General features: G+C 58.2%; 20 protein-coding genes and 2 pseudogenes. 21 read left to right on the top strand and 1 reads right to left on the bottom strand.

What is annotated here, in order from left to right:
• Positions 1-72: 72 nt before the first annotated feature.
• From AC1RKJ_RS08215 to AC1RKJ_RS08145, 15 genes and pseudogenes are all read left to right on the top strand, one after another.
• Positions 73-1,080 (top strand): polysaccharide deacetylase family protein, encoded by a 1,008-nt coding sequence (locus AC1RKJ_RS08215; RefSeq protein WP_492790579.1) that lies wholly within the window; start codon positions 73-75, stop codon positions 1,078-1,080.
• Positions 1,081-1,143: 63 nt separating this feature from the next.
• Positions 1,144-2,349 (top strand): amidohydrolase family protein, encoded by a 1,206-nt coding sequence (locus tag AC1RKJ_RS08210; RefSeq protein WP_492790578.1) that lies wholly within the window; start codon positions 1,144-1,146, stop codon positions 2,347-2,349.
• Positions 2,350-2,545: 196 nt separating this feature from the next.
• The gene (locus AC1RKJ_RS08205; protein ID WP_492790577.1) at positions 2,546-3,298 is read left to right on the top strand and encodes a TetR/AcrR family transcriptional regulator; all 753 of its coding nucleotides are present in this window, start codon (positions 2,546-2,548) and stop codon (positions 3,296-3,298) included.
• A gap of 395 nt (positions 3,299-3,693) precedes the next feature.
• Positions 3,694-4,437, top strand: a complete 744-nt coding sequence (locus AC1RKJ_RS08200; protein ID WP_492790576.1) for an oxamate carbamoyltransferase subunit AllH family protein — start codon at positions 3,694-3,696, stop codon at positions 4,435-4,437.
• Between the two features lie 216 nt (positions 4,438-4,653).
• On the top strand, positions 4,654-6,246 hold the full coding sequence (locus AC1RKJ_RS08195) for a gamma-glutamyltransferase family protein (RefSeq protein WP_492790575.1): 1,593 nt from the start codon (positions 4,654-4,656) through the stop codon (positions 6,244-6,246).
• Positions 6,247-6,486: 240 nt separating this feature from the next.
• A complete protein-coding gene (locus AC1RKJ_RS08190; protein WP_492790574.1) occupies positions 6,487-6,684 on the top strand; it encodes a hypothetical protein in 198 nt (65 codons plus the stop codon).
• Between the two features lie 10 nt (positions 6,685-6,694).
• The gene (locus AC1RKJ_RS08185; RefSeq protein ID WP_492790573.1) at positions 6,695-7,945 is read left to right on the top strand and encodes a YlbE family protein; all 1,251 of its coding nucleotides are present in this window, start codon (positions 6,695-6,697) and stop codon (positions 7,943-7,945) included.
• Positions 7,942-9,474, top strand: a complete 1,533-nt coding sequence (gene fdrA, locus AC1RKJ_RS08180; RefSeq protein ID WP_492790572.1) for an acyl-CoA synthetase FdrA — start codon at positions 7,942-7,944, stop codon at positions 9,472-9,474. Before AC1RKJ_RS08185 ends, fdrA begins: the two co-directional genes overlap by 4 nt.
• Complete coding sequence (gene arcC, locus AC1RKJ_RS08175) at positions 9,461-10,426, top strand: carbamate kinase (RefSeq protein ID WP_492790571.1); 966 nt, start codon at positions 9,461-9,463, stop codon at positions 10,424-10,426. Before fdrA ends, arcC begins: the two co-directional genes overlap by 14 nt.
• Before the next feature lie 9 nt (positions 10,427-10,435).
• Positions 10,436-10,819: pseudogene (locus tag AC1RKJ_RS08170) on the top strand (gamma-glutamyltransferase); the annotation flags it as partial.
• 168 nt (positions 10,820-10,987) lie between these two features.
• A pseudogene (locus AC1RKJ_RS08165) lies at positions 10,988-11,213 on the top strand (alpha/beta hydrolase); the annotation flags it as partial.
• Between the two features lie 12 nt (positions 11,214-11,225).
• Positions 11,226-11,492, top strand: a complete 267-nt coding sequence (locus tag AC1RKJ_RS08160; RefSeq protein WP_492792812.1) for a hypothetical protein — start codon at positions 11,226-11,228, stop codon at positions 11,490-11,492.
• A 58-nt stretch (positions 11,493-11,550) separates the two neighbouring features.
• On the top strand, positions 11,551-12,879 hold the full coding sequence (locus tag AC1RKJ_RS08155) for an FAD-dependent oxidoreductase (RefSeq protein WP_492790570.1): 1,329 nt from the start codon (positions 11,551-11,553) through the stop codon (positions 12,877-12,879).
• 10 nt (positions 12,880-12,889) lie between these two features.
• Entirely contained in the window at positions 12,890-13,633 is a 744-nt protein-coding gene (locus AC1RKJ_RS08150; protein WP_492790569.1) for an enoyl-CoA hydratase/isomerase family protein, read from the top strand.
• Positions 13,630-15,219, top strand: a complete 1,590-nt coding sequence (locus tag AC1RKJ_RS08145; RefSeq protein WP_492790568.1) for an acyl CoA:acetate/3-ketoacid CoA transferase — start codon at positions 13,630-13,632, stop codon at positions 15,217-15,219. Before AC1RKJ_RS08150 ends, AC1RKJ_RS08145 begins: the two co-directional genes overlap by 4 nt.
• Before the next feature lie 17 nt (positions 15,220-15,236).
• Here the strand turns inward: AC1RKJ_RS08145 and AC1RKJ_RS08140 are convergent, their stop codons facing one another.
• The gene (locus AC1RKJ_RS08140) at positions 15,237-15,917 is read right to left on the bottom strand and encodes a GntR family transcriptional regulator (RefSeq protein WP_492790567.1); all 681 of its coding nucleotides are present in this window, start codon (positions 15,915-15,917) and stop codon (positions 15,237-15,239) included.
• 221 nt (positions 15,918-16,138) lie between these two features.
• Between AC1RKJ_RS08140 and AC1RKJ_RS08135 the strand changes: the two genes are divergently transcribed.
• From AC1RKJ_RS08135 to AC1RKJ_RS08110, 6 genes are all read left to right on the top strand, one after another.
• Positions 16,139-17,317: an ABC transporter substrate-binding protein gene (locus AC1RKJ_RS08135; RefSeq protein WP_492790566.1), complete on the top strand. Its 1,179-nt coding sequence runs from the start codon at positions 16,139-16,141 to the stop codon at positions 17,315-17,317.
• A gap of 106 nt (positions 17,318-17,423) precedes the next feature.
• On the top strand, positions 17,424-18,284 hold the full coding sequence (locus tag AC1RKJ_RS08130) for a branched-chain amino acid ABC transporter permease (RefSeq protein WP_492790565.1): 861 nt from the start codon (positions 17,424-17,426) through the stop codon (positions 18,282-18,284).
• The gene (locus AC1RKJ_RS08125; RefSeq protein ID WP_492790564.1) at positions 18,281-19,219 is read left to right on the top strand and encodes a branched-chain amino acid ABC transporter permease; all 939 of its coding nucleotides are present in this window, start codon (positions 18,281-18,283) and stop codon (positions 19,217-19,219) included. The genes AC1RKJ_RS08130 and AC1RKJ_RS08125 overlap by 4 nt, the downstream gene beginning before the upstream one ends.
• Complete coding sequence (locus AC1RKJ_RS08120) at positions 19,209-19,982, top strand: ABC transporter ATP-binding protein (protein ID WP_492790563.1); 774 nt, start codon at positions 19,209-19,211, stop codon at positions 19,980-19,982. The genes AC1RKJ_RS08125 and AC1RKJ_RS08120 overlap by 11 nt, the downstream gene beginning before the upstream one ends.
• Positions 19,975-20,679: an ABC transporter ATP-binding protein gene (locus AC1RKJ_RS08115; protein WP_492790562.1), complete on the top strand. Its 705-nt coding sequence runs from the start codon at positions 19,975-19,977 to the stop codon at positions 20,677-20,679. The genes AC1RKJ_RS08120 and AC1RKJ_RS08115 overlap by 8 nt, the downstream gene beginning before the upstream one ends.
• 29 nt (positions 20,680-20,708) lie before the next feature.
• Positions 20,709-21,464 carry an enoyl-CoA hydratase/isomerase family protein gene (locus AC1RKJ_RS08110; RefSeq protein WP_492790561.1) on the top strand — a complete coding sequence of 252 codons (756 nt, stop codon included), beginning with the start codon at positions 20,709-20,711 and terminating at the stop codon, positions 21,462-21,464.
• Positions 21,465-21,478 lie beyond the last annotated feature (14 nt).

Genomic DNA, 21,478 nt, shown 5'->3' with positions numbered 1-21,478 from the left:
CGGAAGTAAAAACTTTCTTCAACTATAGTCGAAATGTCAAGCGGCCATAATTACTTTGAAGGAGTTTTCGGGATGGTCGAGAAAACGTCCACTCCAAAAGAGGAGCAAAATGTGCCCAGATCTGCGGCAGTTGCCGACGCTTCGAGCAGTCCGAAAAATCAGTTGCGTTCGCCGGCAAGGAAGAATCTCGAGGTTCCTTCGCACGGGCGGTATGGCTACAGCGCGATCGTCAACCGGCCCGATTTTAGTTGGCCCGACGGTAAACGCCTTGCTGTCTATATCGGTCTGAATCTTGAGCATTTTTCATTCGGAGATGGGCTGGGCGCAGAGTTGTGTCCTGGCGGGCCGCATCCGGACGTTCTGAATTATGCATGGCGCGACTACGGCAACCGGGTCGGTGTCTGGCGGTTGATCGATCTCTTCGATGAGTTGTCGCTGCCCGTATCAGTGCTCGCGAATAGCAGCATCTACCACTACTGCCCGGAAGTGATGGAAGCTTTTCGGAAACGCGGATCCGAGGTTGTCGGCCACGGGCGCACGAATTCCGAACGGCAGGGCATCCTGCTTGAAGCGGAAGAACAGCAATTGATCGCAGAGTGCACTGCGGTGATCGGCGATGCCGAGGGGCGCCAGCCGGCAGGTTGGCTCGGACCGTGGATTTCGCAATCCCACCTCACGCCGGATTTGTTGGCCGAAGCCGGTTACGGCTATCTGCTCGACTGGTGCATGGACGATCAGCCGATCTGGTTTTCAACCCGCAATGGCGGGAAAATTCTGTCCGTGCCCTATCCACAGGAAATGAACGATATTCCTGCCATCGTAGGCCGAAAGGATTCGGGCGAGCAGTTTGCGAACATGATCGTCGACAACTTCGAGGAGATGCTGGAGCAGTCGACGAAGCAGTCTCTCGTGATGGGCATCGCGCTGCATCCTTATCTTGTAGGCCAGCCATACCGCCTGCGATCGCTCCGGCGCGCGTTGCAAGCCATCGTTGCGAAACGCAGCGACATCTGGATCACCACGGCTGGAGGTATCGCCGATTATTGCCGGACGCTCCCGGAAGGAATCATCCAGTCATAACGCGGCGCTGTAGTGCGGCCGACTGACCATGCATTCGCTTGCCTACAGATTTGGAGACTTCAATTGACTGACATCGACACGCTGTTTCAAAATGCACGACTGCCTGATGGTCGAACCGCCGATATTGCCGTGAAGAACGGGCGTATTGCTGCTATCGCAGCCGGTCTGCGCGTTACAGCGCGTGAAAGTTCCGATCTCAACCATCGCCTCGTGCTGCCGGGTCTGGTCGACGGTCATATCCATCTCGACAAGGGCTTCATCGGCGACGAGTGGAAGCCGCACCGGCCGTGCACCGCAGGTTTCAATGTCCGCGAACGGGTCGAATTCGAGAAGCAGGCGCTTGCCAAGGCGAAGCCGATTCCCGTACGCGCCGCTGGCTTGATCGAACTCTGCGTTTCACAGGGCACGACCCACATGCGCAGCCATGTCGATATCGATCCGCAGATCGGGTTGCGGAATCTTGAACAGGTGTTGGCGGTGCGGGACGCGCATCGCGACAAGGTATCGATCCAGATCGTCGCCTTTCCGCAAAGCGGCATCGTGACCGCGCCCGGCACGCGCGAATTACTTGACGAGGCCGTCCGCAACGGCGCCGATCTTGTAGGTGGTCTCGACCCGGCTGGTTACGACGGCGATATCGCGGGGCATCTCGACGCTATCTTCGACGTCGCGGAACGGCATGGCGTCGGCATCGATATCCATCTGCACGATGGCGATCTGCTCGGTGTGTTCGAAATTGAGGAGATCGCACAGCGCACGAAAGCACTTGGGCTTGGCGGCAAAGTGACGATCAGTCATGCTTATGCGCTGGGTCAGGTTCCGCGCGACGTCGCGCAGCGAGCGGCGAATCGGCTCGCAGAGGCGGGGGTCTCGATTCTGACGAATGCGCCCGGCGCCCACGCCTTTCCACCGGTCCTGCTGCTTCACGAAGCCGGCGTAAATGTCTTCGCGGGCAATGACAACATCCGCGATTCTTGGTGGCCCTATGGAGACGGCGATCTGCTCGAACGGGCAATGATTGTGGGATATCGCTCGGGTTTCAATACCGACGCGGAACTCGCGCTCGCATTTGATATGGTGACGTCACAGGCGGCGCGCGCCCTCAATATCAAGGGGTATGGTCTTGCGGCAGGCGGTCCTGCGGACTTTCTGGTGATCGATGCGCAGCACGTTCAAGAGGCGGTTATCGCGCGGCCGAAGTGCCGTGACGTCTATAAGGCCGGCCGCATGGTCGCCCGCAACGGTGCGATGATCTCCAATGCGCATTGAGCAAGCGCATTGGCTAATGGGCCATCCATCTGGTGCAGACGGTCTATCTCGTCATTTGATTGCGGTAGCGGCGATGTGGTAACTAGGACCGGTATTGCCCGCAGAATGTCGAATGACTCGCCGGTAACGGCAACGATATTAAAGTCACCATTTCAAAGTCACCAAATGCTTTCAACGGTGTTGACCAGGTGCACGAATGAACGAGACGTCAGTAAAGAAGCAGCCCGCGCGAAAGAAAGCCGCTGGAGGCAAGCGTAAGCGGGATTCCGCCCTCACTAAGGAATCGATTTTGCGGGCTGCGACTTATGAGTTCTGCCGCAATGGACTTGGCGGTGCCCGTGTCGACGCGATTGCACACCGCGCGAAGGCCAACATGCGCCTGCTGTATCACTATTTCGGCGACAAGGACGGCCTTTATCTGGCTGCTCTGGAACACGTCTACACGGATATCCGCGCCGCCGAACAACAGCTTAATCTCGATAGCCTCGATCCCGCGGCAGCTCTGCGCGAACTGGTCGATTTTACGTTCACGTTCTTCCAGAATCACCAAGACTACATCGCGATGATCAACACGGAGAATCTGCAACGCGGAAAGTATCTTCGCAAATCCCGCAAGATCGCTGCGCTCACGATGCCGCTTGTATCCAACATCGAGAATATCCTGCGGCGTGGCGTGGTGGCTGGCATTTTCCGCAGCGGGGTGGACCCGATCCAGCTCTACGTGACGATTACAGCATTCAGTTACTTCCATGTGTCGAACCGGCACACGCTGTCGCTAATGTTCGACAAGGAACTGGGCGATCCGAAATGGCTTGAAGATCGCCGCATGCATACTCACGATGTGATCATGACATGGTTGACGGTCTCCAATGCCTTGCGCAAGGACGGGAAGAAGGTTCCCTCGCCGAAACTGTCGCCTGTGCAGGGGAAGGCGTCCCACCTCGTCTAACCCGTTATTATCGGCGCCTTCTGCGGGCGCGCGCCGCAGGCGACCCCATTCTCGATCATGCCTTGACGCTGCCGGGCGACTGGACGCGGCTGCGGCTTACTGTTTGACATCGATAAGTAAGAATATTATTACTTATATGCTTGCAGGGCGTGGCCGCCTGAGAATTAGATATGGCAATTGCGGATCGAATACGGACGTCGGTGTCACAGTCGGAGCGAGCCGCGAGCCGGCCGTCGCCGGCCATTATCGAGCTTGGCTTTCTCGCCGAGAAGGTTCTCCTTAGCGAAAGCGAGGGGCGAATTGCCGCTGTTTTCGAGAGTTCATTTTATGCCGCGCTTGGGGATCGGTGGATCTGCGTCGGTCTCCCGCATCTCGGCTCTGGTCCGCTGCATGTCTTGTATGAGCGCCGGCCGCTTTGCTGGCCAGAGATAGGGGCCGCAATCGCGGTGACCGGTTCAACTCTCTGGGTCGACAATAAGCCATTTGCGACATTCGGCGATGCGTCGATCTGGAGGCCAGAATTGCCGGTAAGCTGGACGTTTGCAGAGTTGCGGCTTGGACTCAGCGCTGTTGAAGAGTCTTTTCGTTTAGGACCGGCGGAGGAGGGATTGGCGGCTGCGGGATGTGTGCAGCCTCCCGTGACATTCACGCCACTTATTGCTGCCGCCGCACCGGGAATTGCGGCTCTTGATCGCGTCATCACGAATGCGCTCGATGGATGCGCTCCGTCGTCAACGGATAGCGCAGAGCTTGCGACGCTGATCGGTCTGGGACCCGGTCTGACACCGTCGGGCGACGATTTGCTCGGAGGCGCGCTCATCGCGTTGGCGGCACTCGATCTGTCGAAGGTGCAGGATCTGCTGTGGAGCGCCTGCCGCGATCACCTTCATCGTACCAACGACATCAGCGCGATACATCTGCGCACAGCGGCGCTGGGTTATGGAGCTGCCGCGATGCATGCTGCAATTCAGGCGACGATAAAAGGCGACATCAGTCGCGTGGAGCAGGTCTTGGCTGCCGTATCGGCGATCGGTCACAGCTCGGGCAGGGATGGTTTTGCAGGTGCCCTGGTTGCGCTACGAGCCGTCGGGCGGCATTTCGCCGGCAATGAAGAACGGGCTTCAGTTTTCAACATCTAACAGCACCAAATTCCGGCAACTTTCTCCCAACTTGGCTGCTCCGGGTGCAGGCCCGGAGCAGTTCTTTCTCTGCTGCGTGCTGCTCTCGCCGTCTATGTATTTTTTCGATGCGGCACCACGCAATCGCACGTCGATTGTGGTGCGGTTCGCTCACAAAAGGCTCTTGACGATATATAAGTAAAAACATTATTACTTATTTTTCTCCGGAGCGTTCTGATGTTGCAGACGAAGAGAAGCTATCGAGGCATGGTTACGGCGCCGCATCACCTCGCGGCCCAGGCTGGTCTTTCCGTTCTGTCGGACGGCGGCAATGCGATTGAAGCAATGATCGCCTCGGCTGCGGCAATCGCTGTCGTCTATCCGCACATGAACGGTCTCGGCGGCGATAGTTTCTGGCTGATCGGCAAGCCGGGATCGGCACCGATCGGAATTCAGGCATGCGGGCGCTCCGCGATGGCTGCCGATCGCAACTGGTATCGGGATCGCGGATGCACAGCCATTCCCGGACGCGGTCCGCTGGCGGCGTTGACGGTTGCAGGCACCGTGGATGGCTGGGAGAAAGCGCAAAATCTCAGCCGCCGGCAGCATGGCGGCCGATTGCCGATGTCGCGGCTTCTTCAGGACGCGATCCGTTATGCATGGGAAGGGGTGCCGGTTCCGCAAACCCTTCATGAGAACATCAAGAAGAAGCGCCCGGAGTTGCAGGATGTGCCGGGCTTTGCCGATGTCTATTTGCCAAATGGCGCTCCGCTCGCTATCGGTTCAAAGCTGCGGCAGCCTCGCGTGGCCGATACGCTCGCGCGTCTGTCGCAAGCGGGCCTGTCGGATTTCTATCGCGGTGATCTCGCCCGATCGATGGCCGCGGATCTTGAAAAGGCCGGCAGTCCGGTTCGTCTGGCCGATCTCGAGCGCCATCAAGCTACGCTCGTGACACCATTGTCGCTGGATGTGGCCGGCCACAAGGTTTTCAATATGCCGCCGCCGACGCAGGGTCTTGCGTCGCTTTTGATCCTTGGGCTTTACGCACGGCGCATCGCCAATGTGGCCGATGGCATCGATCATCTTCACCGGCTGGTTGAATGCACCAAGGCCGCGTTCCGTGTCCGCAATCGGCACGTGACGGATCCTGACTACATGGAGCGTGCTGCGGCCGACTTCCTGACCGCGGAATCGCTCGTTGCTCTCGACAAAACTGTTTCGACAGGGCGTGCTGCGCCGTGGCCGGATCCGTCAAAGCAGGGCGACACGGTGTGGCTCGCCGCAACCGATCGCAGCGGTCTCAGCGTCAGCTTCATTCAGAGCATCTATTGGGAGTTCGGTTCGGGCGTCGTTCTTCCGCAAACCGGCGTGACCTGGCAAAATCGCGGAACAAGCTTCAGCTTATCCGAGGGCGACACCAACCTGCTGGAGCCGTCGCGGCTTCCATTCCACACCATTCAGCCTGCGATGGCGGAACTGAGCGACGGCCGCCTGATGTCTTACGGCACGATGGGCGGTGAGGGACAACCTCAAACGCAGGCCGCGATTTTCTCGCGTTATGCGCTGCACGGCCAAGATCTCCAGTCGACGGTCACCGCTCCGCGCTGGCTGCTGGGCCGAACCTGGGGTGAGGAAAACAACAACCTCAAAATCGAATCCCGTTTCGATCCCGGAACGATCGAGGCCCTGCGCAGTCTCGGACACGATGTCCAGGTTGTGGGCGCGTTCGAGGAATTCATGGGGCACGCAGGCGCAATCGTCTGGCATCCAGACGGATTGCTCGAAGGCGCAAGCGATCCCCGCAGCGATGGCGTGGTCGCTGCGCGATAGCTGCGATTTGCAGCGCGACGTCGGTGTGGCTGGTGAGAGCTAGTCTCGTATGCCGATCGCGCGGCGTCTTGATGCTGTTTCAGCATCGTTCAGCCGCGACGAGCGGCGTGCAGTGCATTGCTGCTGCGACCCTTCACTCACACCATGATTTTCGCTGCATCTATTGAGCATGCTTGCATCGACAATTGACAAAGTAAGAATTTTCTTACTAATCTTAAATCGTCGATAAAGAGTGGAGGAATGACGTTCGTGGCAACTGAGAAAGACACGCCGTACCAAGCCTTGCTGACGAGCGACGTGAAAGTCGTGAACGTCGGACTTGAAGGCTTCGTGAAGGATCTGCGCGACTGCGACATCGAGGTCATTCATGTCGACTGGTCGCCACCCGCCGGCGGCGATCCTGAGATGGCCGCGCTGCTCGCAAAGCTCGGCGTATGAGGAGGCATTCATGAAATTGATCGAAGAAGCAAACAAGCAGGCGCTGGCGCGCATTTTGGAAGGCGAGCCGAAGCTAATCGACATCGTTCCGGCGCGGGAGGTGTTGAAGGGATTGAAGGACCGGATGGTTCTTCATGCCGGACCGCCGATCACTTGGGACAAGATGTGCGGTCCGATGCGCGGTGCGGTCGCCGGCGCGGCCGTCTTTGAAGGTTGGGCGCCCGATCTCGATGCCGCCACTGAATTGGCAGCAAGCGGCGGTATTGAATTTCATCCGAACCATCATTTCGGGGCGGTCGGTCCAATGACTGGAATGACGACCGTCTCGATGCCGCTTTTTGTCGTCGAAAACTCCAGGTTCTCGAACCGCGCCTACTGCGCCATCAACGAAGGGCTCGGAAAGGTGATGCGTTTCGGTGGGAATGACGCGAGTGTGTTGGCGCGTCTGGCCTGGTTGCGGGACGTGTTTGGGCCGGTCCTCGCCAAGGCGATCCGGGCGCGCGGTGGCATTGAACTCAAGTCGATCATCGCGCGCGGTCTTTCGATGGGCGATGAGATGCACCAGCGCAATCTCGCCTGCTCGAGTGTGTTTCTGAGAGAGGTGGGACCGTCGATGGCGCGAACGTCGACCGACAACGAAGTTCTCGCCGATTGCATCGCGTTCATTGCGCAGAACGATCAGTTCTTTCTCAACATCGCGATGGCGATGGGCAAGGCGATGACCGATCCGGCGAGGGGCATTCGCGGTTCGACCATCGTTACCGCCATGTGCCGCAACGGCACCGACTTCGGCGTGCGCGTCAGCGGCTTGGGTGACCAGTGGTTCACCGCGCCGGTCGAGATGCCGGAGGGGCTCTACTTCGCAGGCTATTCAGAAAAGGACGCCAACCCCGACATGGGCGACTCCGCTATTGTCGAGACAATCGGTCTCGGCGGTTTCGCCATGGCTGCGTCGCCCGCCGTTGCCGGATTCATCGGCGCCGGTGCGCCGTCCTCCGCGGGAAACTTCACCCGGGCGATGGGTGAGATTACCGTTGGCCAAAATCCTGAATGGACGATCGCAGCGCTCGACTTCGCTGGCGTTCCAACCGGAATTGACGTGCGGCTGGTGGTCGAAACCGGATTAGCGCCGGTGATCAATACTGGCATCGCACATCGTGAGCCCGGGATCGGGCAGGTGGGCGCCGGCGTGGTGAAGGCGCCGATGGCCTGCTTCCAGCAAGCCGTCCGAGCCATTGCGAAAGACCTGGGGGTATCATGAGCGCGTTCGTTCTGAATGAGATTCGAAAAGGTTTCTATCTGGATTCCGTCGCGCTGATGCGACTGTCCCGTGAGATCGCGTCGGCGCCTGGCATTCTCGAAGCCGCGCTGATGATGGGGACGCCGTCCAACGTCGCCATTATGCGCAACGCGGGATTGCTTGATGGCGATGTCGCTGCGCAAGGCAATGATCTGATCCTGGCGGTCAAGGCCGAGAGCGAACAGGCCGCGCGGGCGGCGCTCGGCGATGCGCTCAAGGCGCTCGACAAGCCGAAGACACAGAGTTCGGGAGAAGCCGCATGGCGGCCGCGCAGCATCGGCGCCGCGGTCAAGGCCGCGCCTGACGCTAATCTGGCTCTGATATCCGTTCCGGGTGAATTCGCCGCGGCGGAAGCACGCAAGGCACTCAATCGCGGACTCCACGTTTTGATGTTCAGTGACAACGTCTCGATCGCTGATGAGTTGTCGCTCAAGCAGCATGCGCGGGAGTTAGGTCTGCTGATGATGGGACCGGACTGCGGTACGGCCATTATCGGCGGCGCGCCGCTGGCATTTGCCAACAAGCTGAAGCGCGGCAAGATCGGTATCATCGGCGCGTCCGGAACCGGCACGCAGGAAGTCTCGTGTCTCATCTCCGAAGCGGGCGAGGGCATCTCCCATGCGATCGGTGTGGGCGGCCGAGACCTGAAAAAGGAAATCGGCGGCATCACGACGCTGATGGCGATGGACGCGCTGGACGCTGATCCGGAAACGGAACGCGTGGTGCTGATTTCCAAGCCACCGCATCCGGATGTTGCGAAAGCTGTGATCGCGCGTATTGCCAGAAGTCCAAAGCCCTACACGGTGTGCTTCATCGGCGCAGCTTCGGCTGAGCTTCCGCCGAATGCGAAGTTTGCCCGCACCCTCAAGGACGCGGCGGAACTCGCGCTCGGAGGCCGGACCATTGGCGGCAGCTTCAACGTCACGAAACTGGCCACGCGCCTGCCTAGGCGCAGAGGCGAGCGCCGGATCGAGGGACTGTTTGCCGGAGGAACACTCTGTGCGGAAGCGCAGGTGATCCTCGGAGCAGGCGGCCGCAAGGTAGCGTCGAACGCAGCAATTCCCAACGTTCCCTATCTCGATGCACCGGAGAGCGTGGGTCGAGATCGGATTATCGACCTGGGTGCCGACGAATATACCCAAGGCCGGCCGCATCCCATGATCGATCCGTCGGTGCGCGACGATGCATTGCGCGCGGCGCTGATCGATCCCGAGGTTGCGGTCATTCTCGTCGATCTCGTGATTGGTTACGGCGCGCATGCTGATCCCGCCGCGCATTTGGCGGAGATCGTGGCAGACCGCGCTGACAATGCGCCCTTCATTGTCGCTTCAGTGACGGGCACCGAACTCGATCGGCAGGTCCGCTCCGCGCAGGCCCGGCGTCTGGAAGAGGCGGGCGTTATGGTCGCGCCATCGAATGCACAGGCATGCGAACTCGTGCTGGCCCTCGCGGCCACTGACATGAAGGTGAACCGTTATGCGAACACTTAGTGAAGTTCCGCGCCGCCTCGTGATTGCGATCGGCGGCAACGCTGTTCACCCGGAAGACATCAGCGGGACCTCCGAAGAGCAAAAGTCCGTCGCGCAGCAAACCGCGGAAGCGCTGTTGCCGCTTGCCCAGATCGACAACGAACTGGTGATCACGCACGGCAATGGTCCCGTGGTCGGCAAGATCATGATGCGCCAGATGCTGACCATGAGCCGTATTCCGCCCATGTCGATGGACATCTGTGTGGCGCACAGTCAGGGCGGCATCGGTTATCTGCTCATGCAGGCGATCGAGAACGCGCTGCGGGAACAAGGCAATCAGCGGCACGTCGCAAGTCTCCTTACTCAGGTCGAAGTCGATGCCGACGATCCTGCCTTCCGTAACCCGACCAAGTTCGTCGGGCCGTTCTTTACGGAAGAGGAAGCCAAGAACATCAGCAAGGAGCTCAACTGGGCGATGCGTGAGGATTCGGGCCGCGGCTGGCGTCATGTCGTGCCGTCGCCGAAACCAAAGCATGTCTGCGATATCTCGCTGGTCGATGCACTGGTCAAGCGAGGTACGATCGTCATTGCCGGCGGCGGGGGCGGCATGCCGGTGATCCGCGATGCGAAGGGCGTGCGCACCGGTGTGCCTGCGGTCATCGACAAGGACCTGACGTCAGCACACATCGCCAACGTGCTCGACATCGACGAGTTGCTGATCCTTACGGCGGTGCCGCGTGTCGCCATCAATTTCGGTAAGCCCAACCAGAAAGAGCTTGCGGAGGTGACCCTCGACGAGATCAAGGCCTATCACCGGGAGGGACATTTTCCGCCCGGCAGCATGGGACCGAAGATCGATGCGGCGATCCGTTTTATCGAAGGAGGTGGTAAGCGCGCCATCATCAGTCATCTCGATCACGCGATACCTGCGCTTCGCGGCGAGACCGGCACGCATATCGTACGGAATCCGTGACGTGGTTCCGCGCCACGGGAAATATGCGCAGTCAAGCGCCCGTTCCACACGCTCAATCCGGGCATGTATCTCAAGCAGGGACGGCCTCATCTTCTGTATGGAACGCAGGGCGCCGACGGTCAGCCGCTCGCTGCCGTGCTCACGCGGCTCATCGACTACAACATGGACCCGCTCACGGCGCTTTCGCGGCCGCGCTTCCTGCTCGGAAGACGTTCTCCGATTCACGCGACAGCCTGAAACTGGAGAAGGACGCGGGCGAAGAGGTGTTCAAGAAACTCGCTGAACGCGGCCACGAAATGAGTCCGATTCCCGCCCAGAGTCCTCTGGCAGGACATCCCGGCGCGATCCGTAGCGCACGATCCGCGCAGCGACGGGCGAGCACTTGGCATGTGATGCAGCGGAACTGAGTAACGGCATTTTATGTTGTCGTTCAATCTGAGTGTCGAGAAGGCACGCCGGAACGGGCCCCGCGTCCGCGCTGTTCGTTAAATCCCACCGCCAGCGGACATTGTGCACATGCCTCCTTTTGATCCGACGCGGGCAACCGGGTTGCGGCGATAATATCCCACGATGCCGACTGCACGCTACGGCGCGGACAATTGGCGGGTGCGATTGGCCATGGCGAAGCTCTGGGTCGAAGCCATCAACAAGCACGGCGGCGACGCCGGCTGGTGCATCTGCCCGTCATCGCCATTCCCGGCAACACACACACTTCCTGATGTCGGACCTGAACAACGTGGAGATTGCGGATCAGGTCTCGAAGCTCCTTGCCGAGAGGAGACTCGAAGGGGGGACCGAAATGACCAACGGCGTCATCAGCGAAAGGCGGCGCGAATTCCTGGGTAGATCCGAATCCGTTTACGTAAGGGGGCAGGTCGCGGACCTGTATGCCCAGCATCTGGCGCAACAGGGCTGCATCACGACCGCCGTGGATGATCGAGCTGGGCCTGGCATCTATCTTCAACTTAGAACGCTTTTGGTAGCCGGCACAAATGGGTCGGTGTCGAATGGCTGCGCTGCAATTTTCAAAGATCGTCCCCTGAACATATCAAGCCGGTTGCGCTGAACAGGCCTCAGTACTATAACATACCAATAGTGCATCACTAAGATATCAGAGGCAATCCTTGGACAGTCGTAATTCCGTTCGGATCGATACGGACGTCGTCGTAGTAGGCGGAGGTGCGGCCGGAGTCGCGGCCGCAGTATCGGCGGCCCGACAAGGACTTAAGGTGACTTTGATCGAGCGCTATGGGTTCTGCGGGGGCGGTGCTGTTGCCGGCCTGTCAGGGACAGTATGCGGTCTTTATGAAGCGACCGAGAACCTGGCCGGAGGGCCTAAGCAAGTTGTCTTTGGCTTTGCCGATGAATTTTGTCGGCGATTAGAGGCAATGGGTGGTCTCGCTGATCCGGTTTTGTACGGGAAAACCTGGGCGAGAGTGCATGACCCGCATGTTTGGCGCGAAGCCGCCGATGCCATGCTGCGCGAGGCGGGCGTTGATATTGTCTTTCATGCGGTTGCGACCGGGGTCCATATGGATGGAGACCGTGTTGCTGGTCTGAAGGTCTGGACCAAACAGGGTCCGATCGACGCGCGTGCGAAAATTGTGATCGATGCCAGTGGCGATGCGGATGTCGTGGCAATGGCTGGATTGCCCAATTTTGTTGGTGATCAAGGCCGGGTGCAGAACCCCACAATGATCTTCCGGATCATGGGAGTGGATGTCGATCGCTTCATTGGTGAATACGGCACGGATACCATCATGCCGGAGAAAATCTCCGCGATGATCCGCTCCAAGCACAATGCGGGCGACTATGTGCTGCCTCGTGCAAAAATATGGCTATTTGCAACGACGCGTCCAAACGAACTTCTTTGTAATTGCACTCGTGTGATCGGCTCCGACGGCCGGGAGCTGAATACGCTGTATGCCCGAGATTTTACCGATGCGGAGATCGAAGGACGACTGCAGGCACGGCAGTATGCAAGGTTCTTCCAGGAGAATCTTGTCGGTTGCGAGAATTCCTTCCTGAACGATACCGGCGTGCAGGTCGGGGTGCGCCAGACGCGCCAAGTATCGGGCGTCAAACGTCTGATGAACTCCGATGTCGTGCAGGGAACGAAGTTCGCCGACGGCATCGCCGTTTCGCCGTGGCCTATCGAGCTTCACTCGGGTGAAAAGCCGAAGGTTGAATGGCTGCTCAATGATTATTACGAGGTGCCTTACGGATGCTTTGTCCCGGAGGGGGGCGAAGGACTGCTTGTTGCGGGCCGCTGTCTTTCGGCGGAACACGAGGCCGTAGCGTCGGCGAGGGTGACCGCGCAATGTTTCGCTTACGGTCACGCTATAGGGCATGCCGCGGTCATGGCCATCCGGAACAACCTCACCCCCCGTGAAATCCGCGGAGAGGATGTCCGCGCTGCCGTGAACGCCGACGGCGCACGCATCGGCCAATAGGATATCTAGAATGATAACGTCCGAGTTACATGGTGCGGTAGCGGTCGTGACAATCGATCGGCCCCAGCGCCGCAATGCGCTGGGCTCAGAGCTGATGGCGCAGCTTGGCTCCGCTCTGGCCGGGGCCGAGCGCAACAAAGATGTGCGTTCGATCGTTCTGACAGGTGCGGCCCCTGCGTTTTGTGCAGGCAGTGATCTGAAAGAACTGGCCGGATTGTCAATCGCGGACATGTGCCATCATGAAGCTGTGACAGCGGCCTTTGCCCGTGCGATTGGCTACCGGGCAAAGCCGGTGATCGCGGCAGTAGAGGGCTACGCTCTCGGCGGTGGATTCATTCTTGCCGCCTCGTGCGACATCGTCGTGAGCGCATCGAATGCGCGCTGGCATTTGCCTGAAGCCCCAAATGGCTGGCTGCCGCCATGGGGTTTGATGGCGCTCACCGCGCGGGTAGGGCCGGTGCGCGCGCGGCGGCTGACATGGGGCGCCAAACCCATCGATGCCATCGAAGCCGAGCGGATCGGTCTTGTCGATGATTTGGCTGAGCCAGGCGCGGCGCTTTCAAATGCGGTTGATGTCGCCAATCAGCTCGCTGCGGTGCCGCCTGAGGCAATTGCGTCCACCAAGCGGTTCTTCGAGCCGCTTATCATGGCGGATGCAGAGCGCCTTGATGAAGTCGCGGGGCGAGAATTCGCGCTGAATTGCGAATCCCCCAGTTCCAAAAAAACTTTCGAGCGTTTTACGGTGAAGTCATGAGCAAGATTGTTGACGCTGCAACGGCAGTAGCGTCCATTTCAGACGGGTCGTCGGTTGGTTGCGTCGGCGTGATCGGGTGGGTGACTCCCGATGCGCTGCTCAAGGCTTTGGGTGATCGCTTCCGAAAGGAAGCTGCTCCTCGTAATCTGACATTCTATTTTCCGGTGGGCACCGGCGATGCCCAGGGCATCAGAGGAATGGATCATGTCGCCCAAGAAGGGCTGATGAAGCGCATTGTCGGGGGCTCCTATATTAATCCCGTCGATCCAGTGACCGGCAAGCGGCCGGAGCTGATGCGTCTGATCCGCGAAAACAAAGTTGAAGCCTACTCCTGGCCGATCGGAGCCACGATGCACTGGCTGCGCGAGGTGGCGCGCCGGAGTCCGGGCTACATGACGCGCGTCGGATTGGATACCTATATCGATCCAAAGAACGGGGGCGGACGGTTCACCGAGCGCGCGAAGGACGATCTCGTTAAGCGCATCGAGTTCGAAGGGAAGCCATATCTGTTCTACCCAGCCTGGAAACTCGACACCGTATTCCTCTGCGCCTCGTCGTCGGATGAGTACGGCAATCTTTCCTTCGAGGAAGATGCGTTGGTTTCCTCGAATATTGCGCTTGCGCTGGCCGCAAAGGCGAGCGGTGGACGGGTGATTGCGCAGGTACGACGTCGGGTTTCGCACGCCACGCGGTCGGCAACCGATGTGCGAATTCCGGGAATGTTTGTCGATGCCGTCGTTGTCGATCATGAAATGATGATGACCACGGACGTGAAATTTGATCCCGTTTACTTCGGTGGTTCACGCAGACCTTTGTCGCAACTGCCGCCGATCGCAATGTCAGCAGACAAGGTCGTCGCGATGCGTGCGGCCAAGGAAGTGCGCAAACGAGAATTATCAATCTTCGGCTTTGGTGCAGCGGCGGATGTCCCGCTGGTCATGGCAGAGCAAGGAATGTTCGCTGCTGGCGAACTGCAAGACTATTGGTTCACAACCGAGCACGGATCATATGGCGGGCTCGTTATGTCCGGTTGGCAGTTTTCCGCGAACTTGAATCCAGACGCAATTCTCGACGGCATTTACCAGTTCGACGTTATTGACGGAGGCCTTTGCGAATTTGCGGCGTTGGCGTTCGCGCAGTTCGACGCCAAGGGGACCGTCAACGTCTCGAAATTCGGCGTAGCAAATCCCGGCGCGGGGGGATTTATCGATATCGCCGAAAACGCGAAGCGGCTTGTTTTTACCGGGACGTTTACGACGGGCGGGCTTGAAGTGGCATGTGAGAATGGGAAGCTTCGCATCCTTAAAGAGGGGAAGGTGCGTAAATTCGTACCTGATGTTGAACACATCACATACTCTGTTTCATCGGGAATCCTCCGTGGCCAAACCGCGAAGGTTGTGACTGAGCGCGCTGTCTTCGAGGTCACGACAAAGGGACTCGTTCTCACCGAGGTCGCACCTGGCATCGATGTAAGGAAAGACATCCTTGACCAAATGGAGTTCGCGCCAGCGCAGATTTCCGATCAACTGCGGACAATGGACGCGGCTTTCTTCTCAAAGCCCATGGCGGAAGCACAGGCGAGTTAGGCCGGGGCCGTTACGAACTAGTTCCCGGCAACACTCAGGTTGAATATCTTTCTGGTGTAGCTCTCGATCTGGTCCAGAAGCGCGTTGGCCTTCTCAACAGCTAACCGCTCGTCTTGCTGGACAATCGCTCGCGCGCGATCGGCGTGAAGTCCGCCCATTGCGCGCAAGTTCTGAAGGTCTCTTTCGTACCTGTAGTAAAATCGCCGAGACAGAGCATGAAGCGGGGAAATTGATCTTGCAGCAAACGGATTTCCGGCAGCCTTCGCAATCAGATGGTTGGCGTTGAAAACCTCACGGAGGTACTTTTCCAGATTTCCTTTAATGCCCGCATTGTCGATTTCCTTTGCCGCTACCGACAGGAGTTCCCTGTCAGATGCCGTTATGCGAAGGGCGGCGCGCTTTGATATAAATGCCTCCAACTCCCGTCTAAATTCTATGACCAGCAACTGATCATGCACGCTGATCTCAGTGATCATTAGGCCGTGTCTTGGAAGAATACTTACCAGATAGTCAGCCTGCAGACGTTTTACCGCCTCGCGCACAGGGGTGCGCCCAATTCCGATTTCATCGGCGAGCCCTTCCTCGGACCAATGGCTCCCCGGGGCAAGCTTCAGCGTAACTATCATCTCTTCGAGCCGCTGATGGGCCAGGTCGGCCTGCGAAGCGGGTGGAAGGGAAATCTCGGGTTTTTTAGCCATGGGATATCGAGCCTAAGGGCAAGTGGTCGCTTCGGGGCCAGTAATACCACACTACTGGATTCGTTAGTTAGCGTGGGCACGTAACCTCTGCCAGAGCGCAACCTCCGCCGGCTTCGATTCTCAATAAGGGCGAATCCTTCGCGGGCGGATTGACCTCAAGTTCGTAGTATATTACTAGTACGTTAGCTAAATAATACAAACGTTTTGGGGAGGAATAATCCATGATGCATCTCAAGAAGGTGGCGGTAGCTGTGATCGCAGCAGCCGGCCTGGCACTCTCGAACCAAGCGGTGCGCGCGCAGGACACCGTGAAGATCGGTCAGATCGAAGCGCTGACCGGCGCGACTGCAACGTATGGCTGGATGTCGGCACAAGGCACGAAAGTCGCAGTTGAAGAGATCAACGCCAAGGGCGGCTTCAAGGTGGGTGACAAGACCTACAAGATTCAATTGCTGCAGATGGACACGCGTGGCGAGCCGCGCGAAGCGACCGTGCAGTTCCGAAAGATGATGGAAGAGAACGTCCAGTTCGTTTTCGGCCCGTTTCTGACCAACGTGTTCAATGCGATCGAGCCGATCGCAAATCAGAACAACGGCAAGTTTCTTCTGTTTGCAGGCGCCACGTCCGCGCACCATGCGCTTGGAAAGCCGGAGCATGACTATTTGCTGCGAACCTGGAACTGGGACGCGGGGCAAACCGGTTTTGGAAAGCTGATGGTCGACTATCTGAAGAAGTTGAACACCAAGAAGGTGGCAATGCTTTTCCAGAACGACGCGTTCGGCAAGACTGCCGTCGACATCTACGCCGCGCTATTCAAGGAAGCCGGTATCGAGCTTCAGGTTGAGCTCTTCGAGCCTGGCACGAAGGATTTCAGCGCCGCGCTTGCCAAGCTTGCATCTGGAAAGCCTGATATCCTTTTTCCCGGCTACTCGGACGCGGTGCTCTATGACATCGTTCGTCAGTCGACCGAGTCCGGTTTCGGGAATCGCTTTTTCCTCGTTCGTGGTTCGATCGGACCTGCTCTGAAGAACAAGGACACCATCGCCGACTACATCGCTTACGTTCCAAAGTATTTCGAAGAGGCGGAGAAGACCGAACCGAAGACCAAGGCCTTCATCGAAAGCTACAAGAAAATTCACAAGCGCGACTTCCCGTATGACCAGGCGCCGCTCTGCTCGTCGTCTTGCTACGACCATGTCTACATGCTGGTCGAAGCCATGCAGAAGGCGGGAACTGTGAGCGACATCGCCAAGATCCGTAAGGCGCTCATGGAGATCACTTACGACGGCCTGTGGAAGATCAAGTACGACCAAACCGGCGAAGCGGTCTTCGGGTTTGACGTTGTGCATGTTCGCAAGGGCGGCACCATCGAAGTCGTCAAGTTCGACCCCACCAAGTAGCCAAAACAGGGCGGCGCCTCGGCTTTGTCCGCGGCGCCGTTCCTTGATTTTCAACGCACACAATAGCGATCTCCGCGGAGCGAAACCGCAACGGATACATTCATCCATGACACAGCTCATTATTGGTCAGCTGCTCAACGGCATCATCGTAGGCTCGCTCTACGGGATCATCGCGTTGGGTGTGACTCTTACGTTTGGGCTCACCGGCATCGTGAACTTCGCACTCGGTGCGTTCATGATGCTTGGCGCCTACAGCACATGGTATCTCTACGATGTAAATCACCTTCCTTATCCCGTGGCGGTGGTTGGCGCGGTTCTCATCGTCAGTGTTATCGGTTATCTATCCGATCTATTTCTGTTCCGTTTCACGCGAGGTAATCTCGTAAACGGTCTTCTTGTTTCGATCGGCCTCATCTCGGTGTTCGAGGCGCTCGTGCTCGCGGCCTTCACGACGACACCGAAGGATTTAACCTACGTTCTACCGGGCGCTTTCCAGGTCGCGGGCATGTTCCTCCCGAAGATCAAAGTTGTCGTTTGCCTGGTCTTCCTGGCAATTATCTTCGGTACGTACTTGGCTCTAACGCGGACATGGCTTGGGCGAGCTGCGTTCGCATATGCGCAGAATCCGGAAGCCGCCGCGCTGATGGGCATTCGCACTGAACGGTTGCAGACTATTGTCGTCGTTTACTCGACAGCTTTGGCAGGGTTGGGCGGTGGTCTCTACGCCAGCATGTACTCCCTCGAACCCACAATCGGCGCGGCCTACATCTTGAAGGCCGTTGAAGCTGCGATCCTCGCCGGTGTCGGAAGTGTGATCGGAGCGCTGGGGGGCGGAATCATTCTCGGTGTGAGTGAGAATATCGGATCGGTGTTCTTTCCGTCCGCTTTCCGCGACGCGTATGGACTCGTCTTCCTCATCGCAATCCTTCTTGTCCGCCCGAGCGGACTGTTTGGAGACAAGTCATGAGACTAGCTATCCTGGGCGGTTTGCTTGTCGCGCTGATAGCGCCGTGGTTCGTGAAAAGCGACTCCACGCTGGCGATCGCTGTTTACGGCTTCATGGCAGCATCGCTGGCTGTGAGTTTTAACTTGATTTTCGGTTTCACCGGTCAGCTCTCGATGTTCCATGCCGCCTCGTTCGGGGTGTCAGCCTATGTAGTGACGATCCTTGTCACTACGTTTGGCTGGAATTTCTGGCTCGCCATTCCATGCGCCCTTGTGCTGGTGATTCTTCTCTCCCTTCTGGTGGGTACGATTTGCTTTCGCTTCAAGCTGAAGGAATTCTACTTCGCCGTCGTCACGATGGCATTCTCGGAAGTTCTGCGTCTCATCACACTGAACTGGAACAGCGTCACTAACGGTTCGCTCGGCATTACGGTGGTTGAGAAGCCCTCGCTTTGGACGCCATGGGGTTCGGTCGTGTTTTCGAGCGGCTTCTCTTGGTACTATGTGACGCTCGCGCTGCTGGTTGTCGTTTACATAATCTGCCACCGGGTTCTCCATTCGTGGATTGGCCAGTGTCTTGCAGCCATCCGCCTGAACGATCAGTTGGGCGAGACGCTCGGGATCAATGTCTTCAAGTACAAGCTGCTCAGTTTCGCTATCGGCAGCGCACTTGCCGGTCTCGTGGGCGCTTTTTATGGCTTCTACGCCGGCTTTGTTGAGCCGCACTATCTGTCAATCACGCTCGGCCTCGACATCGTGGCGATGGTCCTGCTCGGCGGCATCAACTCGCTGATCGGACCTGTGATCGGCGCGCTCCTGCTGACTGCGCTGCCTCACATGATCGAGCTGAGCGCTGAACTTCGCATCGCGCTTTACGGCGCAATTCTCATTTTCGTGATCCTGGTGATGCCCAAGGGCATCATGGGTCTTTTGTCGAGCAGAAAAAATGCTGCTTAATATCAAAAATCTTACTAAGCGCTTCGGCGGTTTGACCGCCGTCTCAAATGTCACGTTCGGTATCGAGCGCGGCGAAATCATCGGTATCTTTGGACCCAACGGTTCGGGGAAAACCACGACGCTTAGCCTTATCGCCGGCATTTTGAAGCCGACGAGCGGGGAGATCGTCTGGAAAGGTGAGAATATAAATACGCTCACGCCGTTCGAGGTTGCGCAGCAGGGGCTAGTCAAAACCTTTCAAAATCCGCAGCTTTTCCCCGAACTGACCGTTGCCGAGCACATGCGCATTGCATGTCATCTTCACGTCAAGCGGGCGCTCGGCCCGAAGCGACTGCTCACGCTTTTCGGAAAGGGCGCAACGGTCGAGCTTGAAAAGACGTTGAGCAAGAAGATTGATCAAATGCTCGAGTTGTGCCGGCTCTACAAGCACCGTAACGACGAAGCAGGCGCGCTATCTTACGGTGGTGAGAAGATGCTCGGCGTCGCGATGGGAATGGTCTGCGACCCCGAACTCCTGCTGCTCGACGAGCCGGCTTCGGGCCTTGGTCACGACGAAATCACCAATCTTGACGCTGTGCTTCGCGATTTGAAAACGCACGGTATCACGCTTTGCATTATCGATCACAAGGTGGGCTTTCTCGGTCGTCTGGCTGACCGGTCTATCGCTTTGCATCATGGAGCAGTTATTGCTTCCGGAAAGACCGCCGACGTTCTCGCCAACGACGCGGTCGTGACCGCCTATCTGGGCAAGAAACATGCTTGAACTCAAAAATATTAACGTAAGCTATGGAAAGCAAAAGGTTCTGCGCGATGTGAACCTATCGCTTCAGGAAGGCGAGGTCGTCGCTCTCATTGGTTCGAATGCGGCCGGTAAATCGACGACGCTTCGTACGATTGTAGGTTTGAAGAAGGCGGACTCCGGAACAATCGGATTCGGCGGAGCCGATATTTCTGCGCTCCCGACCGTCGAACGCGTTCAATCCGGGCTGGTGCTGGTTCCGGAAGGGCGTCAGATATTCCCGCGTCTAACAGTCAATGAAAACCTGCTGATGGGCGCCTATCACCGTGCGGACCGTAACGATCTCGACAGCGATCTTGAACGAATTTTCACAATGTTCCCGCGCCTCAAAGAGCGTCGGGTTCAGCGCGCCGGCTCGATGTCGGGAGGCGAACAGCAGATGCTTGCCATCGGCCGTGGTCTCATGTCTCGCCCAAAGGTCATGCTTCTCGACGAACCAACGCTCGGTCTTGCGCCGATCATCATTGAGGAGCTTGGCTCAACGATCAGAAATCTTGCGCAGGCGGGTCTGGCGATCCTGCTCGCCGAGCAGAATGCCATGATGGCGCTTGGTTGTGCTGATCGCGCGTACATCCTGCAATCGGGCAGCATTGTCATGAAGGGCGACGCCCAACAGCTCTCGGCAACCCCCGAAGTTAAGCAAATGTATCTTGGTACGTGATTGTCGCGCGTACCTGACTGAAGATGAGCATGAGTAACGATCAGAGTGTAGTTGGTATCGAAATGCGTGGCGCGGTAGCGATCGTTACGCTGCTGCGCTCAGCGCGACGTAATGCGATGGACCAAGCGCTGGTCGACGGTGTGAGGGCCGCGCTTCTCAAACTCGATCGGGACCAAAACGTTGGCGCAATTGTACTGGTTGGCGCAGCACCGGGTTTTTCAGCTGGTAGCGATCTGAAGTTTATCGGCAACCTCGATCTTGAAGTCATGGGGCGCTTCGAGCAGGAGTGCGGGGATCTGGGGCGGCTGATGGGGTTTCTCGAAACGCCTGTGATTGCGGCTGTCGAGATGTTCGCCGTCGGCGGCGGATTCACGCTTGCGACAAGCTGTGATGTCGTGGTGGCCGGACGTGGCTCGCAATGGAGCCTCCCTGAAGTGCCGCATGGTTGGCTGACACCTTGGGGTATCAAATCGCTCGTTTCGCGAGTCGGTCTCGTGAAGGCACGGCAGCTTTGCTTTTGCCTCGAACCGCTCGACGGCGAAGCTGCGCGTGAGATTGGCGTGGTCGACTACTGCTGTGACGACGGCACAGCGCTCGAAACGGCATTGGCCATCGCGGGGAAGATCGCGACGCTGCCGCGGCCGGCAGTCCGCGCAACCAAGCGCTTCTTCTCGAACTATCTAATGGAGGATGCCGAGGCGATGGATTTCGAGGCGAACAGGCTCTTTCTCGACAATTGCCGCGAGAGCGCTGCGCAGCAGACCCTTGCCAAATACCGGCGCTGAGCGACAGGGCCAAC

Source organism: Afipia sp. GW822-FHT04G07 (assembly GCF_058800765.1).
The sequence above is the reverse complement of the archived record's forward strand: the minus strand, read 5'-3'. Positions and strand labels throughout refer to the sequence as shown.